The sequence below is a fragment of the Faecalibacterium sp. Marseille-Q3530 genome (assembly GCF_017377625.1).
GTDB lineage: Bacteria > Bacillota > Clostridia > Oscillospirales > Ruminococcaceae > Faecalibacterium > Faecalibacterium prausnitzii_E.
In genome coordinates, this window is record NZ_JAFREH010000020.1 from 1 (window position 1) to 15205 (window position 15205).

Below are 15205 nucleotides of genomic sequence, written 5' to 3' on the forward strand. Positions count from 1 at the left end.
CCGGTAGCCCATCGCGCCGCCCGCCAGCCCCGCCGCAAAGAAAAGGGTGGGGAACAGCAGGGTCACGGTCAGGCCGGGCAGGGTAGAGCGGGAGATGAGGGTGAGCAGGGCGCAGAGGGCAAAGGGTGCTCCGGCGGGAGCAAAAAAGATGAGACTGCGCTGTTCTGTCCGGGCCAGAAGATCCGGCGGCATCCGAAATTCGGGCAGAAGCTCCCGGAAGAGCGCTTCCTCCCCGGAACGGTAAACGAAGAGCGGCAGCTCCGGGGAGCAGCTGCCCGCCGTCACGAAGACCGGCCAGCGCCGCATCAGCCGGGCAAAGGGGGAAAGGCGGACGTCGGCAAAGCTGATCTGGTCGCTCTTCACCCGGCACTCGAACCGGTCCAGCCAGCCGCCGCGGCTGCCGATCTGGGTGCTGGTGTGCCAGACCTCGTAGTGCACCGTCTGCACAAAGCTGCGCAGCAGGCTCAGCCCCAGCAGAAAGCCGGAGAAGGCCAGCAGCCAGGCCGCACCGGCGGGCAGCCACCGCGCCGCCAGCCCGGCCAGAAAGTTGATCTGCGCAAAGGCCAGCTCATAGCGGTCCGGGCCCTGCTGCGTCTGCCGGATGGCCAGCAGAAAGAGCGCCAGCGTGGAAAGGCTGTTGGCTCCCAGCAGCCCCAGCGCCGCCCGCTCGCCGCCTTTGGGCCGGTGCAGACTGGGGGCCTCGATGGGGAGCAGCTGGTCGGCCAGATGCTGCGCATCGGCCCGGCGGAGGCAGAGGGTCAGGGTGCGCTGTTTCGGTTCGCCCACGGGATAGAGCGTCACCCGGCTGGCCCCGGCCAGCCGGTAATAAAACGGCCGCTCGATGGTCAGTGCTGCCAGCGAAGCGCCCCGCACCGTCCGGTCGAACCGGAACAGCAGCTTCCAGTGGAGGCAGAAGGTGCCGCTTTCATCCAAAGACCAGCTGCTCGCGTGGAGGATGACCCAGCTCAGCGCACAGACCAGCAGAAAGAGGATGAGATCCTGCCGGAGCGCTGCCCGCAGCGCCGCCCAGTTGCGCTCAAACAGCACGCGGAGGAGCGGCACCAGATAGAGCACCAGTGTTTTGCGGAGGACCCGCAGGGCGGCAAAGGGGTGCAGACGATGTTCGGTCATGGGGCGTCCTCCGCAAGGGCACAGGCCAGCGCCGCCGCCTGTGCTGCGGGCACGGCAGGCACCAGCACCCGTGCGCCGGGAGCCGAGATGACCAGCACCGTGGCTCCGGCCAGCCGCAGCAGCGGCGAGCGGAACTGCTGGACGCCGGTCACGGCCCGGCGGGGCACCACCCGCCGCACCGGAAAGGTGATGCCGGCATAGATGGTCAGGGTGTGTTCCCCCAGCACGGCAGCATAGCTGCAGGCCCGCGCCCGCAGCAGGGCCGTGAGCACGGCCCAGAACAGGCAGAAGACCGCCCCGGCGGGAATGCTCTGCCAGAAGGCGAACGGCGCAAGGAACAGCCCGGCTGCCGCTGCCCAGATGCAAAGCACCGCCCGGCCCTTGGGCGGGATGACCAGCGCCGTGCGGCGCAGCTCCCGCTCGGTCATTTGCCGCTGAGCCCCCACGCCTCGGTCAGCAGGTGGAGGGTGTCATCCTGTGTCAGGAGCAGGATGCGGTCCCATGGCAGCAGAATGGTGTTGCCGTGGGGGATGATGAGCTCGGTGTCGCGGGTGATGCTGACCAGGATGGCATCGCCGGGGATGGGGATGTCCATGATGGCCTTGCCCGCGTAGAGGAAGTTCTCTGGCAGCAGGATCTCGTTCAGGCTGGCCGTGCCGCCGCCCAGCGAGAGCAGCTGGCGGATGGTGTCGGTCTCGATCTCCCGCTCCAGAATGTGGCTCAGGTTGTCGGTGCCGCAGACCACGGTGTCCACGCCGAGGGTGTGGAGCAGTTCCCGGTTCTTGGGATTGGAGGCACGGGCCACGGTGCGGTCGACGCCGAACTCCCGCTTCGCGATCTGGCAGGCGATGAGGTTGTCCTCATCCGAGCCGGTCACGGCCACAAAGGCGTCGCAGCTGGCCGCGTCGGCGCTGCGCAGGGTATCCATATTGATGGAATCGCCGCAGATGACCGGGATGTCCAGCTGGTCGGCCAGCATCCGGCACTGCGCTTCCACCGGTTCGATGATGACAACGGAATGGTGGTTGGCCAGCAGGCTCTGGGCCAGATACCGCCCCACGCGCCCGCCGCCGGCAATACAAACTTTCATACAAAACCTCGATATTACTTAAAGTTTATCTTTTTTGCCGCCGCAAGGCGGCCGGAGAGGGCTTACTTTGCCAGTGCCCGGAACACGGCCTGTTCTGTGAGGATGGTGGGGCAGATGGTCTCCAGCCCATAGACCTTGTGGTAGAGCACTTGCAGATGCGGGTCCGAGACGCGGCAGATGACCTTTTCGCGCTGGAAGATGCTTTTGGCGATCTGCGCCGCCATCAGGTTCACCGAGTCGTCCTCGCTGACGGCAGCCACGGCGTCGCAGTTCTCGATGCCGCCCTGCTTGAGGACGTCGGGGTCGGTGGGGTCGCCCACCAGAGCCGTGCCGCCAAAGTTGTAATCGTCGAAGCTGTCCAGCCGCTTGAGCTGCTCGGAGTCCTTCTCGATCAGGGAAATGTCGTGGCCGATGTGTTCCAGGTCGCGCACCAGGGCGGCACCCACCTGGTCGCAGCCGATGACAAGAATGTTCATGGATGATACCTCGCTGTTTTCAGAACACAGAAGATCCTGCGTCAAAATGGTCCCACAAAGGGGAAATGGAGCTGCCCCCAGTATAGCATATTTCCCGGCACAGATAAATAGAGAAGCTGTCACCGGGGCGGAACTGTAAAAATTTGAAAATTTCCGTGCGGAAGACCGCATAGTATGGTATACTGAACGGAGAGTCTGAAATCGACAAACGATCAGCGCATCGTTTTGCGCTGCACAGGAGGAACCAAATGTTTTTTGAAATATTGAAAGCCATCCTGATGGGCATCGTGGAGGGCATCACCGAGTGGCTGCCCATCTCGTCCACCGGCCATATGATCCTGGTGGAACAGCTCATCCATTTCAACGCCAGCGAAGAGTTCATGTCCATGTTCCGCGTGGTCATCCAGCTGGGTGCCATCCTTGCGGTGGTGGTGCTGTTCTGGAACAAGCTCTGGCCCTTCGGCATCCGGCACGGCCGGGTGGCGTCCAAGCCGGAAGTCTGGCAGCTCTGGTTCAAGGTGGTGGCTGCCACCCTGCCCGTGCTGGTCATCAGCCCGCTGGACGACTGGTTCGAGGCGCACTTCTACAATTACATCACCGTGGCCGCTATGCTGATCCTGTACGGCGTCCTCTTCATCGTGGTGGAGAACCGCCGCACCGCGCCCCATGTGGCCAAGCTGGAACAGATCACCTACCGGGAAGCCTTCCTCATCGGCGTGTGGCAGATGCTGGCCATCATCCCCGGCACCTCCCGCTCCGGTGCCACCATCGTGGGCGGCCTGCTGCTGGGCCTCTCCCGCGCTTGCGTGGCCGAGTTCACCTTCTATCTGGCCATCCCGGTCATGGCAGGTGCCTCGCTGCTGAAGGTGGTCAAGTTTGCCCTTTCCGGCGCAGCCATCACCGGGTCGGAGGTCGCCGTCCTCGTCACGGGCTGCGTCGTGGCTTTCGTGGTCAGCCTGGCCGCGATCCGCTTCCTGATGGATTACGTCAAGCGCCACAACTTCAAGTTCTTCGGCCTGTACCGCATCGTTCTGGGCGTCATCGTCCTGGCCGTTGCTGCGGTCAGCGCCATTGCATAAAGAAATTCTGCCCCGTATCTGTGCAGTGCGCCTGCCAGCTGCGGGGCATTTTGCGTCCACCGAATTGCACCCATCCACCGGCTGTGCTATACTGAAAACATAAGAGAGATCCCGGCGGCGGGGAAGCGCCGCAGGATTCAACCAAAACAAGAGGAGACTGCAATGGAAGGATCGACTGTTTACTTTACGGATTTCCGCTGTCCGGTGGGCACCAGCCTGACGGAAAAGCTGCGCCGCCTGTGCCTTGCGGCGGGCATCAAAACCATCGACATGGACGGCAGGTTCGTTGCCATCAAGATGCACTTTGGCGAGCTGGGCAACCTGGCGTTCCTCCGCCCCAACTACGCCAAGGTGGTGGCAGACCTGTGCCGGGAGCAGGGCGGTCTGCCCTTCCTGACCGACTGTAACACGCTGTATCCGGGCAGCCGCAAGAATGCGCTGGAGCATCTGGCCTGTGCGCAGGAGAACGGCTTCTGGCCCATGACCACCGGCTGTCAGATCCTTATCGGCGACGGCCTGCGCGGCACCGATGAAGTCGAGGTGCCGGTGCCCAACGGCGAATACTGCAAGACGGCCAAGATCGGCCGCGCCATCATGGATGCGGACGTCTTCATCAGCCTGACCCACTTCAAGGGCCACGAGTCCACCGGCTTCGGCGGTACCATCAAGAACATCGGCATGGGCTGCGGCTCCCGCGCGGGCAAGATGGAGCAGCATGCTTCCGGCCACCCGGCCGTGCAGGAGAGCCTGTGCCGCGGCTGCCACCGCTGCGCCAAGGAGTGCGGTTCCGACGCCATTGTATACAACGAGCAGAACAAGGCTGTCATCGACCAGGACAAGTGCAAGGGCTGCGGCCGCTGCATTGGTGCCTGCAACTTCGATGCCATCTATTCCCAGTGCGACAGCGCCAATGAGATGCTGGACCGCAAGATGGCCGAATACGCTGCCGCAGTCTGCTATGACCGCCCGACCTTCCACATCAGCCTTGTGCAGGACATCAGCCCCAACTGCGACTGCCACTGCGAGAACGATGCGCCCATCCTGCCGGATATCGGCATGTTCGCCTCGTTTGACCCGGTGGCGCTGGACCAGGCCTGCGCAGATGCCTGCCTTGCCGCTGCGCCGCTGCCCAACAGCCAGCTGGGCCAGAACCTTGCAAAGCCGGGCTGGAACTGCCACCACGATAACTTCAAGGACTCCAACCCGAACATCGAGTGGAAGGCAACGCTGGAACAGGCCGAAAAGATCGGCATGGGCACCCGCCGGTACACCCTGAAAAAAGTCTGAGATAACGCAAACGAGCCACGGCGAAACGCCGTGGCTCGTTCTGTTTGCTGGACTTAATATTCGCTGGATGCCGGGACAAGGGCGTCGATGACGTCCTGCAGGGCCTGCCAGTTCTCTTCCGAGCAGTCGGGCAGCTCTTTGGCATTCAGGCCGGCATCCTCGATGCGGCCGGTCATGCTGGACGTGTCGGTCAGCAGGGCGTTGGCGTCCTCCTTGATGAGGGGCCAGGCGTCTGCAAAGCTGTCCTGCTCATCGGTGGAGAGGCTGTCGTACCACTCGGTATAGGCGTCTTCAATGACATCGGTGGTCTGCATGGCCAGATTGCCGTTCTCGGCCCAGCTCAGCAGGGAATCCGCCGCGATGACCGACTTCAGCGAGCAGCCCGAAACGCCGGGGCCCCAGCCCAGGCAGGGCGCAAAGGCGTCCTGCGTGGAGGCGGGGGAGAAGATGGAGTTGTCGCTCTCATCCAGATTCGGGGTCAGCTTGCCGGTGTTGGCCTGCGTCGTGGAAGAAGGGATGCTCTCGCTGGACGCAGCGGAGCTGGACGACGAAGCGGCCTCGCTGCCGTCGGTTCCGGACGAAGTGCTGCATCCGGCCAGCAGGCAGGCGAGCAGGGCTGCACACACCAGCAGGGAAAGGATACGGTTGCGGATCATAGCGTGTTCCTCCTTTTATCGGTTCCCGGTCAAAGCCGGGGGAGCTCTGGGTACAGTTCTAGTATACTGTTCCGCTGCGCGGTTGTCAATTGTCGTGTGCAGGACGAATTTCAACCCGCCCTGTGCAAATTGTACAAACTTTGACAGTAATTTTTGCCTTCGGGCAGGATTGACAATTTTTGCGCTGTCTCGTATAATTCATTCGTAAAATAAAATGGGCTGGCCGGTGCGCTATGCCGGAAAGGAGGACAAACAAGTGCAGAAATTCCTGCAAAAGCTCGAAGGAGTCTCGCAGGCGCTTCTGGACCCGCTGTCTTATCTGACGGCGGCGGGCCTGCTGCTGGTGGTGGGGGCACTGCTCACCAGCAGCCCGCTGCGCCAGCTGCTCCCGGTGCTGAACTGGACGCCGATCCGCCTTGCGGGCGGGCTGCTGTACAACAGCATGATGGTGATCGTCAACAACCTCAGCATCTTCCTCTGCGTGGGCATCGCCGCTGCGCGCACCCGCACCGAAAAGCAGGAGGCCGCACTGCTGGCCCTCATGGCCTATCTCGTCTTCCTGACGGCCAACCACACGACGCTGGAGATCCTGGGCCGCCTGGCCGAGGCCGACGGCCTGACCGGCCTTGCCGCCACGGGTCAGACGAGCATCCTGGGCATCCAGGTCATGGACACCGGTGTGGCGGGCGGCATCCTGCTGGGCTTTGCCGCCGCGAAGATCTTTGACCACACCTGCGAAACGCAGTTCACCGGGCTTGTCACGCAGGTGTATTCGGGTCTGCGGTGGTCGTTCCTGTGCATCGCGGCTTTTGCGGCGGCGTTCGGGATGGCGGTCTGCTTTGTCTGGCCGCCCCTGCAGGAGGGCATCCGCGCCATGACGGGCTGGATCGCAGCTTCGGGCCATGTGGGCATTTTTCTGTATGGCTTCCTCGAACGGCTGCTCATCCCCACCGGCCTGCACCATCTCATCTATATGCCGTTCCAGTTCTCGGCGCTGGGTGGTTCCATGACTGTGGGTTCGGTGACCTACACGGGAGCCTATATGGTCACGATGGCGGAATACTCCTACGGCCTGCCCCTGACCGATGACGTCGTCTGGATGTACACCGGCTTCACCAAAACGTTCGGCTATCTGGGCATCGCGGCGGCGTTCATCCTCACTGCCAAAAAGGAGCGCCGGAAGCGCACAGCTGCGGCCATCCTGCCGCTGGCGGTCACGGCATCGCTGGCGTCCATCACCGAACCGGTCGATTTCCTGTTCTGCTTCGTCTCGCCGGTGCTGTGGGTGCTCCATGCGGCCCTTGCAGGCGGCTTCATGGTCCTGCTGAATGCGCTGCAGGTCCGGGCGTTCACCTCCAACCTGCTGGGTTCGCTGGTGTTCAACCTGAGTGCCGCCCCGCAGCAGATGCATCGCGTCCCACTGCTCTACCTGCTGGGCGTTCTGGAGATCCTGACCTATGCGGTGGTCTTTTCGGCCATCATCCGTGTGTTCGACCTGCCCACGCCCGGCCGGGCACCGGAGCGGGAAACAGCCGCGCGGCAGATCGACCCGGAAGGCATCCGGCGGCTTTTGGCGGCGCTGGGCGGGCCGGGGAACATCTGCACGGTGGACAACTGCTTCACCCGGCTGCGCATCACCGTGAAAGATCCCGACCGGCTGGATACGGCGGCGCTGCTGGCCATGCCCCATAAAGGGCTGGTGCAGGACGGCCCCTATTTGCAGCTGGTCTGCGGTTTGCAGGCAGCACAGGTGCGCCGGGCCGTGGACCGGGAGCTGGAACAGTGTGCGGCGGTCTGAGTTGCTTTTTGGAAATGCAAGGGATATAATTGGAACGAACCTCTCCGTCATCGCTGCGCGATGCCACCTCCCCTGATAGGGGAGGCATTGGCAGTCGGATGAAACTTGCTGGATACGCCAGAGGCTCCCCTGTTAGGGGAGCTGGCGGGCCGAAGGCTCGGCTGAGAGGTTGGGAATAAAAGAAACAGAAGGAGAACCCAAGATGCAGAAGTTTGAATTAGAGGGTCTGTTTGATTTTTTGAACAAAGGCGTCAGCGCCTTTCACTCTGCCGCCGCAGCAGCGGCCATTCTGGAGGCCAACGGCTATGAGGAGCGCCCCGAAAGCGCAGCCTGGGAGCTGGTGCCCGGCGGAAAATACTACACCACCCGCAACGGTTCGGCAGTGCTGGCCTGGCGGATGCCCAAAGGGGAGCTGACCGGCTGGCATGTCACGGCCAGCCACAGCGATTCCCCCACCTGGAAGATCAAGGAGCTGGACGGCGGCAAGGACGCCGTGTTTGCCCGCGCCGAGACCGAGGGCTACGGCGGCATGATCATGCCCACCTGGCTGGACCGTCCCCTGAGCGTGGCGGGCCGCATCCTTGTCCGGACGGAGAACGGCGTGAAGAGCATTCTCGTCCATCCGGACCGTGCGCTGGCCTGCATCCCGAACCTTTGCATCCACTTTGACCACGAGGTCAACAAGGGGAAGAACTACAACCCGCAGGTCGATCTGCAGCCCATCTTCGGCGCGGCGGGCACCACCCTGCGGCAGGTGCTGGCCGAAGAGGCCGGCGTCCGGGCCGAAGACATCCTCGACAGCGACCTCATGCTCTGCACCTGCGAGCAGGCCGTGCGCGTGGGCCTGAAGGGCGAGTATTTCATGTCCGGCCGCATCGACGACCTGGAGTGTGCCTACACCACTCTGTGGGGCTTTTTGCAGGGCCGCGGCGAAGAGGAAGGCCGCGGCGACATCTGGGTCATGTTCGACAACGAAGAGGTCGGTTCTTCCAGCCGTCAGGGCGCACAGGGCACCCTCATGGCCGATGTGCTGGCCCGCATCGAAGAAAAGCTGGGCGTCACCCGTGAGCAGAGCATCCGTGCCTGCACCAACAGCCTGCTGCTGAGCGCCGACAACGGCCACGCCACCCATCCCAACCACCCCGAAAAGAGCGACCCCGCCCATCCGGTCACGCTGGGCGGCGGCGTCCTGCTGAAATCCAACGCCCGCCAGACCTACACCACCAGCGGCCTGACCGGTGCGGCCTTCAGCGCCATCTGCCAGAAGGCCGGTGTGCCGGTGCAGTTCGCGTCCAACCGCGCCGATGTTCCCGGCGGCTCCACGCTGGGCAACCTGCTGGGCCACCAGATTTTGATCCCGATGGTGGACATCGGTCTGGCCCAGCTGGCGATGCACTCTTCCATGGAGACCGCCAGCTGCATCGACGCCGAGTACATGGCCAAGGCCGTGGCCGAATTCTATAACACCCCCATCTCTCAGCCGAAGGATGGCGAGTGGAAGCTGGGCCTGTGAGCCCGGTCGTCGGGCGGTTTGCCCCCAGCCCCAGCGGGCGGCTGCATCTGGGCAACCTTGCGTGCAGCCTGCTGGCCTGGCTGAGCGCCAGACATGCGGGCGGGCGCATCGTCCTCCGCATCGAGGATCTGGACGCAGAGCGCTGCCCCCGGAAATACGCAGACCTGCTGGAAGAAGACCTGGCCTGGCTGGGCCTCGTCTGGGACGAGGGCGGGAGCCGGGGCGGCCCCCACGGCCCCTATTACCAGAGCGAATGCGCAGAGATCTACACCCGCGCGTATCAGATGCTCGAAGCGCAGGGGCTGGTCTACCCCTGCTTCTGCTCCCGCGCACAGCTCCATGCGGCCAGTGCGCCCCACACCTCGGACGGCAACGTCGTCTACCCCGGCACCTGCCGGGATCTGACGCCTGCCCAGATCGCGGAAAAGCGCCGGGTCAAGGCACCGGCCTACCGGCTCAGAGTGCCCGATGAGGTCATCACCTTCCGGGATGGCTGCATGGGCCTCCACAGCGAGAACCTGCTGTGGGACTGCGGCGACTTCTACCTTCGCCGGGCAGACGGCGTCTTCGCCTACCAGCTGGCCGTCGTCGTGGACGATGCCCGGATGGGCGTCACCGAAGTCGTGCGTGGGGCAGACCTGCTCTCCTCCACGGCGCGGCAGCTCTATCTGTACCGTCTGCTGGGCCTGACGGCCCCGCAGTTTGCCCACTGCCCGCTGCTGCTGGCCCCGGATGGGCGGCGGCTGTCCAAGCGGGACGGCGACCAGAGTCTGGAGAACCTCCGGGCAAAATACACCGCCGAAGAGATCGTGGGAAAACTGGCCTACGTCTACGGCTTGCAGGAAGAACCTGCCCCCCGCACACCGGAGAGCCTCGTGGCAGACTTTTCATGGGAAAAAGTCCCCCGGCACGACATCTGCCTGCCGGAAGGATTGTTTTAAGCAGCAAAAAAAGCACCTGCGGCGCAGGTGCTTTTTTGCTGTATGAAGCTCAGGGATTCTGCAAAATGCGGGACTCGCTCCGCTCCAGCGAGGAGGCGGCGCTGTCCACTACCATGGCCAGCAGGATGCCCATGACCACATCGATGCAGCTGTGCTGTTTGAGCAGCACGGTGGAGGCGATGATGGACAGGCACAGCACCGCAGACGCCGGGCGCATCCAGCGGCGGCGGGGCTCTTCAAAGATGCGGCTGCGGTAGTAGGCCATCATCAGAGTGACCGAGTTGAAGACATGGATGGACGGGCAGACATTGGTGGCAGTGTCGGTGGAGTAGAGCTGACGGACGATCCGGGCGAAGATGTCCGAACCGTAGACGCGGTAGGGGCGGAGGTCCAGCCCGTTGGGGAGGATGACATAGACCGCCAGCGCGATGGTCATGCCCGCAAAGAGCGGCAGGCAGAGCCGCCAGAAGTCCGCGCGCGGGGCCTTCCACAGCAGATAGAACAGGGTGAACGGGATCCAGATGAACCACGCCAGATAGGGGATGACGGCATACTTGCAGAAGGGGATGAGGTCATCCAGATGGCAGTGGACCCAGACTTCCGGCACGGTGATGTTGACTTCGAGCCAGTGGAACACCGAGAGATAAAACACAAGATAGAACGCCATGAACCAGATGGGATGGCGGGAAAACCAGTTTCGCATGGAACACACTTCCTTTGTTTGGAGTTGGAAGGCAGAGCCTTCTTAAAGTTCTTAGCAGCGTATCATTATACGCCGGTCATCGTGCAAAAACAAGCCCTAAACAGGACAACTTCTCTAAAATATCTGTGAAAAATTTGTGCGACATGGGAAATTCGGGGGAGAGAGAACGGCTCCGGAACCGCCCTCTCTGAAAGGAATACGATCCAGAAACGGATTTTCCTGCAAAAGGGTACAAAAAAACCAGCCGCTTGCGCGGCTGGCGTTCGGGGAATCCGTCAGTTCCAAGGGGTCGCGGTCACTTCGTAGTCGTCATAGGCGGCATCCTTGTAGTGCAGGATGCTGTATGTGGCAGTTCCACCGGCAGGGATGCTCAGCAAAAGAGTCGGCGCATCGACCGAGACGAGATGGCCGTTCTTTTTCAGGAAGAGAGAGACCTTCACTTTTGTGGCGTAACGGCTGGTGTTGTTCACCGCACCGGAGAAGGTATTATAATCGACTTTGGAGTTCTTGGTCTCAGTCGGCTTCAGGATGAGCAGATCGCTGGTCCGCACGACCTGTTCCGGGGTCAGATAATCCGTGGAAGAGGTCAGTGAGTAGCCCGTGGGGTGGAAACCAGTGTAGCTTTTTGTGTACATGAAGCAGACGGTATCGCCGGGTGCGATGACCGGAGAAAATGTGAAGTCCGTTCGTTTCTCCCCGGCAGCACTGGTCAGAGTCAGGCCCAGACGCACCTTGACGCTGTAGGCCGTATTAGGGTTGGTGATGGTGAATCGGTAGTTTGCAGTGTAGGTGCTTTCCTGCGCACCCGGCTGGACCACCGAGGTCATCGAGACCGAGGGCTGCAGCCGGGCGGAGTTGGTGCCGTTTGCGTCATCGGGTTCGGTGCCGGAGTTGGTGCTGCCCGAAGAAGAGCCGTTGCCGCCTTCGCTGCCGCCCGGAACATCGGGCGTCGGGCCGCAGCCGGTCAGCAGGCAGCAGAACAGTGCCAACGTGAGCAAAAGTGCGGTCAGAGAATGTTTCATCAGAGCGCCTCCTTTTCATCCAATCGTTTCCTGCTTCCTATTCTACACGTTTTCGGGCAGGAAAGCAATCCGGAAGCGCAGGCTCAGATGACTTTCTTTTCCAGCCAGCTCCCCTTGAAGAAGCGGATGGCAAAGAAGAGGGAGCGGAACAGCCAGTCCAGGAACATGCCGCCCCAGATGCTGAGCAGATTGCCCTGATGCAGGCCCAGGACCATCAGGTAGCAGAAGCCCACCCGGAACACCCACATGGAGAAGACGCTGACCGTCATCGTGAAGGTGGCGTCGCCGGCGGCGCGGAGGATGTTGGGCAGGGTGAAGCTGGACGGCCAGATGAACAGCGAGATGATGTTGAACCAGACCATCACCTGCAGCGCCATGGCGTTGGACTCCGGGGAGAGGTTGAACCAGGACAGGGTGATCCGGTTCAGGAAGAAGAAGGCCGACAGGTTCATGATCCAGGCACCTGCATAGGCCACCAGCAGGAAGCGGCGGGCGTAGTGTTTGGCCTGCTCTTTTTCGCCTGCACCCAGGCACTGGCCGATGACGGTGAGCACCGCCATGCCGACCGCATTGGCCGGAACATTCAGGAAGGTGGTGATGTTGCCCGCCACGGCGTTGGCAGCAATGGCCGAGGTGCCGAGGGTGGACGTCAGGCTGGAGACCGACAACTTGCCGATCTGGAACATGCCGTTCTCGATGCCGGCCGGGATACCCACCCGCAGGATGCGGCGGATGAGGGGCAGGTCGGGCTTCAGATCGGTCAGGTGCTCGATGCGGAGCAGGCAGCCGGGCTTTTCCAGCAGGTAGATGACTGCAAAGCAGGCGATCATCCGGGAGACAAGGCTGGCCAGCGCGGCACCCATGACACCCATCTTAAAGTAGAAGATGAGCACGGCGTTGCCGCCGATGTTCACCACGTTCATCACCAGACTGGACAGCATGCTGATCTTGCTGTTGCCCTGTGCGCGGAAGAGCGCCGCTCCGGCGTTGTATACACCGATGAAGGGATAGCTCAGCGCCGAGAGCAGGAAATACGTCTCGGCATAGCGCATGACGTCGGCGTCAATGGAGCCGAAGATGCCCCGCAGGATGCCGTGCCGCCCCACCGCCACCACGGCGGCGACCACGACGCTGAGCGAGATCATGATGAACAGGATCTGGGCGGCGGCGGCCTTGGCGTTCTTCGGCTCCCGGTGGCCGATGTACTGGCTGGCGACGACGGCACCGCCGGTGGCAAGCGCGCTGAGCAGCTGGATCATCAGCACGTTGAACGAGTCCACCAGGCTGACGCCCGACACGGCCGCTTCGCCGACCGAAGAGACCATCAGGGTATCGGCCAGACCGATGGTCACGCTGAGCGCCTGCTCGGCGATCAGCGGCAGCAGCAGGGCAATGAGCTGTTTGCGGGTAAACAGCGGCTTGGTTGTTGTGGTTGTCATAGTTCCTCCTCTTGCTCTGGGATGTCACAGAACTAAGCATAACGCGGAATCACAGGAAAATCAAGATGTTGTATCCAAGAACCTCGCAAAATTTTAAGAAACAAAGTGCCGTCGGTTCCCTTTACCCCTGCGGTGGGATGTGATAGAATGAAACCGGACTTCTGTGAGCAGCACAGAAGAAGGTAAATGAATGAACGATTCCATAGAGAGAGGAAAGATTATGCCAAAGGCAGCCCATAAAGTCGTGGTCATCGGGCATCGCAACCCGGACACCGACTCCATCTGCTCCGCCATTGCGTATGCGGAACTGAAAAACAAGACCAGCGACCTTGTCTGCGAGGCGCGCCGCGCGGGCCGGATGAACCAGGAGACCGAGTTCGTCCTGAAAAAGTTCGGCGTGACCCCGCCCCGCATGTGCACCGACGTCAACCCGAAGATCCGGGATGTGGATTACCGCGAGATGCCCGGCATCCCCGGTGCCACCAGCCTGCGCCGTGCGTGGGAGATCATGCGCGACCAGAAGATCGACACCCTGCCCATCACCAGCGCGGAAAACGATCTGGAGGGCATCATCACGGTCAAGGACATTGCGACCGCCAACATGGACGTCTTCGATACCGGCGTTCTGGCCAAGAGCCAGACCAGCTTCCGGAACATCCTCGAAACGCTGGGCGGCACCATGGTGGTGGGCGATGAGAACGCTGTCTGTACCACCGGCCACATCAAGATCGGCACCGCTACTCCCGAAATGCTGGAAAGCAGTGTGGAAAAGGGCGACATCGTCATCCTGACCAACCGGTACGAGAGCCAGCTGTGCGCCATTGAGAAGGAGGCCTCCCTCCTCATCATCTGCAACGGCTCCAAGGTGGGCCACACCATCCAGCGCATCGCCGACGAAATGGGCGTCGCCATCATGACGACCCCCTACGATACCTACGCGGCCGGCAAGCTCATCAGCCAGTGCGCCCCCATCTCCTATTATATGACCCGCGAAGACATCCTGAAGTTCACCCTCGTCACGCCGGTGGCGGATGTCATGCGCGTCATGGCCAAGGTGCGCCACCGCTATTTCCCCATCCTCGATGAAGAGGGCAAATACTGCGGCATGGTCAGCCGCCGCAACATCATCGCCCTGCGCAAGCGCCGCATCATCCTGGTGGACCACAACGAGGCCACCCAGGCCGTGGAGGGCTTTGACCAGGCGGAGATCCTGGAGATCATCGACCACCACCGCATCGGCAGTCTGGAGACCAGCGGCCCGGTCTACTTCCGCAATCAGCCGGTGGGCTGCACCGCCACCATCATCACCCAGATGTACGACGAGAACGGCGTGGAGATCCCGGCCCAGACCGCCGGTCTGCTGCTGGCGGCCATCCTGTCGGATACGCTGGTCTTCCGCAGCCCCACCTGCACCCCGGTGGATGTGGCGGCGGCCAAGCGTCTGGCCCAGATCGCCGGTGTGGACATCGACGAGTTTTCCACCGAAATGTTCGAAGCCGGTGAAAAACTGGACGGCAAGACCCCCGAAGAGGTCTTTTTGCAGGACTTCAAGGTCTTCATGTGCGGCGATATCCGCTTCGGCGTGGCGCAGGGCAGCTACATGACCCGCAAGAACCTGCTGGCCGCCGAAAAATTGCTCAAACCCTACCTCGAAGAGGCCCGCAACAAGCAGAATGTGGAGGATATCTATATGCTGCTGACCGATGTGCCCAAGGAGGAGAGCGTCGTCATCTGCGAAGGCCGCTATGCCGCCGAGGTGCTGTCAGACGGCTTTGAGACCCAGCCCGCCGAAGACGGCAGCTGGACCCTGCCCGGCGTTGTCAGCCGCAAAAAGCAGTTCATCCCCGCCATGATGAGCGCATATCAGGAACTGTAAAGCCCCGAATAAACACGAAGCCCCCCGGAAGCCTGCATTCCGGGGGGCATTGTGTTGAGTGGGAGTTCAGCCTGCGATGCCTTTTCCATTTCTTTATAAGAAGCATAACACAAAATCGTGGTGAAATTGTGTAAATTCGGGACGAATTTTCACAGCCTGCGGCGGCTCGTGTGCAGATCCTTCCGGAAGATGCG

General features: G+C 62.1%; 14 protein-coding genes. 6 read left to right on the plus strand and 8 right to left on the minus strand.

All coding sequences use genetic code 11. The annotated features are described in order from the left end of the window. From J3350_RS12760 to J3350_RS12775, 4 genes are all read right to left on the minus strand, one after another. On the minus strand, positions 1-1131 hold a 1131-nt coding region (locus J3350_RS12760), incomplete at its 3' end, for a PH domain-containing protein (RefSeq protein WP_207686886.1). Then, positions 1128-1559, minus strand: a complete 432-nt coding sequence (locus tag J3350_RS12765; protein ID WP_207686887.1) for a PH domain-containing protein — start codon at positions 1557-1559, stop codon at positions 1128-1130. The genes J3350_RS12765 and J3350_RS12760, both read right to left, overlap by 4 nt. Further along, complete coding sequence (locus J3350_RS12770) at positions 1556-2221, minus strand: TrkA family potassium uptake protein (RefSeq protein WP_207686888.1); 666 nt, start codon at positions 2219-2221, stop codon at positions 1556-1558. The genes J3350_RS12765 and J3350_RS12770 overlap by 4 nt, the downstream gene beginning before the upstream one ends. A 62-nt stretch (positions 2222-2283) precedes the next feature. Further along, positions 2284-2697: a TrkA family potassium uptake protein gene (locus J3350_RS12775; RefSeq protein WP_207686889.1), complete on the minus strand. Its 414-nt coding sequence runs from the start codon at positions 2695-2697 to the stop codon at positions 2284-2286. Between the two features lie 248 nt (positions 2698-2945). Between J3350_RS12775 and J3350_RS12780 the strand changes: the two genes are divergently transcribed. Both J3350_RS12780 and J3350_RS12785 read left to right on the plus strand, forming a co-directional pair. After that, positions 2946-3776: an undecaprenyl-diphosphate phosphatase gene (locus J3350_RS12780; protein WP_097791294.1), complete on the plus strand. Its 831-nt coding sequence runs from the start codon at positions 2946-2948 to the stop codon at positions 3774-3776. A 162-nt stretch (positions 3777-3938) separates the two neighbouring features. Next, positions 3939-5063, plus strand: coding sequence for a DUF362 domain-containing protein (locus tag J3350_RS12785; RefSeq protein ID WP_207686890.1), 1125 nt, complete (start codon positions 3939-3941; stop codon positions 5061-5063). Between the two features lie 53 nt (positions 5064-5116). Here the strand turns inward: J3350_RS12785 and J3350_RS14035 are convergent, their stop codons facing one another. Continuing rightward, the gene (locus J3350_RS14035; protein ID WP_242700286.1) at positions 5117-5719 is read right to left on the minus strand and encodes a hypothetical protein; all 603 of its coding nucleotides are present in this window, start codon (positions 5717-5719) and stop codon (positions 5117-5119) included. A gap of 256 nt (positions 5720-5975) precedes the next feature. Here J3350_RS14035 and J3350_RS12795 point away from each other — a divergent pair, with 256 nt between their 5' ends. From J3350_RS12795 to gluQRS, 3 genes are all read left to right on the plus strand, one after another. Further along, a complete protein-coding gene (locus J3350_RS12795) occupies positions 5976-7517 on the plus strand; it encodes a PTS transporter subunit EIIC (RefSeq protein WP_370569328.1) in 1542 nt (513 codons plus the stop codon). Between the two features lie 202 nt (positions 7518-7719). Continuing rightward, on the plus strand, positions 7720-9030 hold the full coding sequence (locus tag J3350_RS12800) for a M18 family aminopeptidase (RefSeq protein WP_207686892.1): 1311 nt from the start codon (positions 7720-7722) through the stop codon (positions 9028-9030). Then, a complete protein-coding gene (gene gluQRS, locus J3350_RS12805; protein ID WP_207686893.1) occupies positions 9027-9971 on the plus strand; it encodes a tRNA glutamyl-Q(34) synthetase GluQRS in 945 nt (314 codons plus the stop codon). Before J3350_RS12800 ends, gluQRS begins: the two co-directional genes overlap by 4 nt. Before the next feature lie 49 nt (positions 9972-10020). Here gluQRS and J3350_RS12810 read toward each other — a convergent pair whose 3' ends face one another. From J3350_RS12810 to J3350_RS12820, 3 genes are all read right to left on the minus strand, one after another. Continuing rightward, the gene (locus J3350_RS12810) at positions 10021-10674 is read right to left on the minus strand and encodes a phosphatase PAP2 family protein (protein WP_242700287.1); all 654 of its coding nucleotides are present in this window, start codon (positions 10672-10674) and stop codon (positions 10021-10023) included. Positions 10675-10949: 275 nt separating this feature from the next. Then, the gene (locus tag J3350_RS12815; RefSeq protein ID WP_207686894.1) at positions 10950-11696 is read right to left on the minus strand and encodes a hypothetical protein; all 747 of its coding nucleotides are present in this window, start codon (positions 11694-11696) and stop codon (positions 10950-10952) included. Between the two features lie 83 nt (positions 11697-11779). Continuing rightward, positions 11780-13135, minus strand: coding sequence for an MATE family efflux transporter (locus tag J3350_RS12820; RefSeq protein WP_097791301.1), 1356 nt, complete (start codon positions 13133-13135; stop codon positions 11780-11782). Between the two features lie 220 nt (positions 13136-13355). Here J3350_RS12820 and J3350_RS12825 point away from each other — a divergent pair, with 220 nt between their 5' ends. Then, entirely contained in the window at positions 13356-15011 is a 1656-nt protein-coding gene (locus J3350_RS12825; protein WP_207686895.1) for a putative manganese-dependent inorganic diphosphatase, read from the plus strand. Positions 15012-15205: the final 194 nt, after the last annotated feature.

Coding starts and splice junctions, on each gene's coding strand:
- J3350_RS14035 (WP_242700286.1), bottom strand. CDS start 5,719: ATGATCCGCAACCGTATCCTTTCCCTGCTGGTGTGTGCAGCCCTGCTC.
- J3350_RS12775 (WP_207686889.1), bottom strand. CDS start 2,697: ATGAACATTCTTGTCATCGGCTGCGACCAGGTGGGTGCCGCCCTGGTG.
- J3350_RS12800 (WP_207686892.1), top strand. CDS start 7,720: ATGCAGAAGTTTGAATTAGAGGGTCTGTTTGATTTTTTGAACAAAGGC.
- J3350_RS12780 (WP_097791294.1), top strand. CDS start 2,946: ATGTTTTTTGAAATATTGAAAGCCATCCTGATGGGCATCGTGGAGGGC.
- J3350_RS12765 (WP_207686887.1), bottom strand. CDS start 1,559: ATGACCGAGCGGGAGCTGCGCCGCACGGCGCTGGTCATCCCGCCCAAG.
- J3350_RS12825 (WP_207686895.1), top strand. CDS start 13,356: ATGCCAAAGGCAGCCCATAAAGTCGTGGTCATCGGGCATCGCAACCCG.
- J3350_RS12810 (WP_242700287.1), bottom strand. CDS start 10,674: ATGCGAAACTGGTTTTCCCGCCATCCCATCTGGTTCATGGCGTTCTAT.
- J3350_RS12785 (WP_207686890.1), top strand. CDS start 3,939: ATGGAAGGATCGACTGTTTACTTTACGGATTTCCGCTGTCCGGTGGGC.
- J3350_RS12820 (WP_097791301.1), bottom strand. CDS start 13,135: ATGACAACCACAACAACCAAGCCGCTGTTTACCCGCAAACAGCTCATT.
- J3350_RS12770 (WP_207686888.1), bottom strand. CDS start 2,221: ATGAAAGTTTGTATTGCCGGCGGCGGGCGCGTGGGGCGGTATCTGGCC.
- J3350_RS12815 (WP_207686894.1), bottom strand. CDS start 11,696: ATGAAACATTCTCTGACCGCACTTTTGCTCACGTTGGCACTGTTCTGC.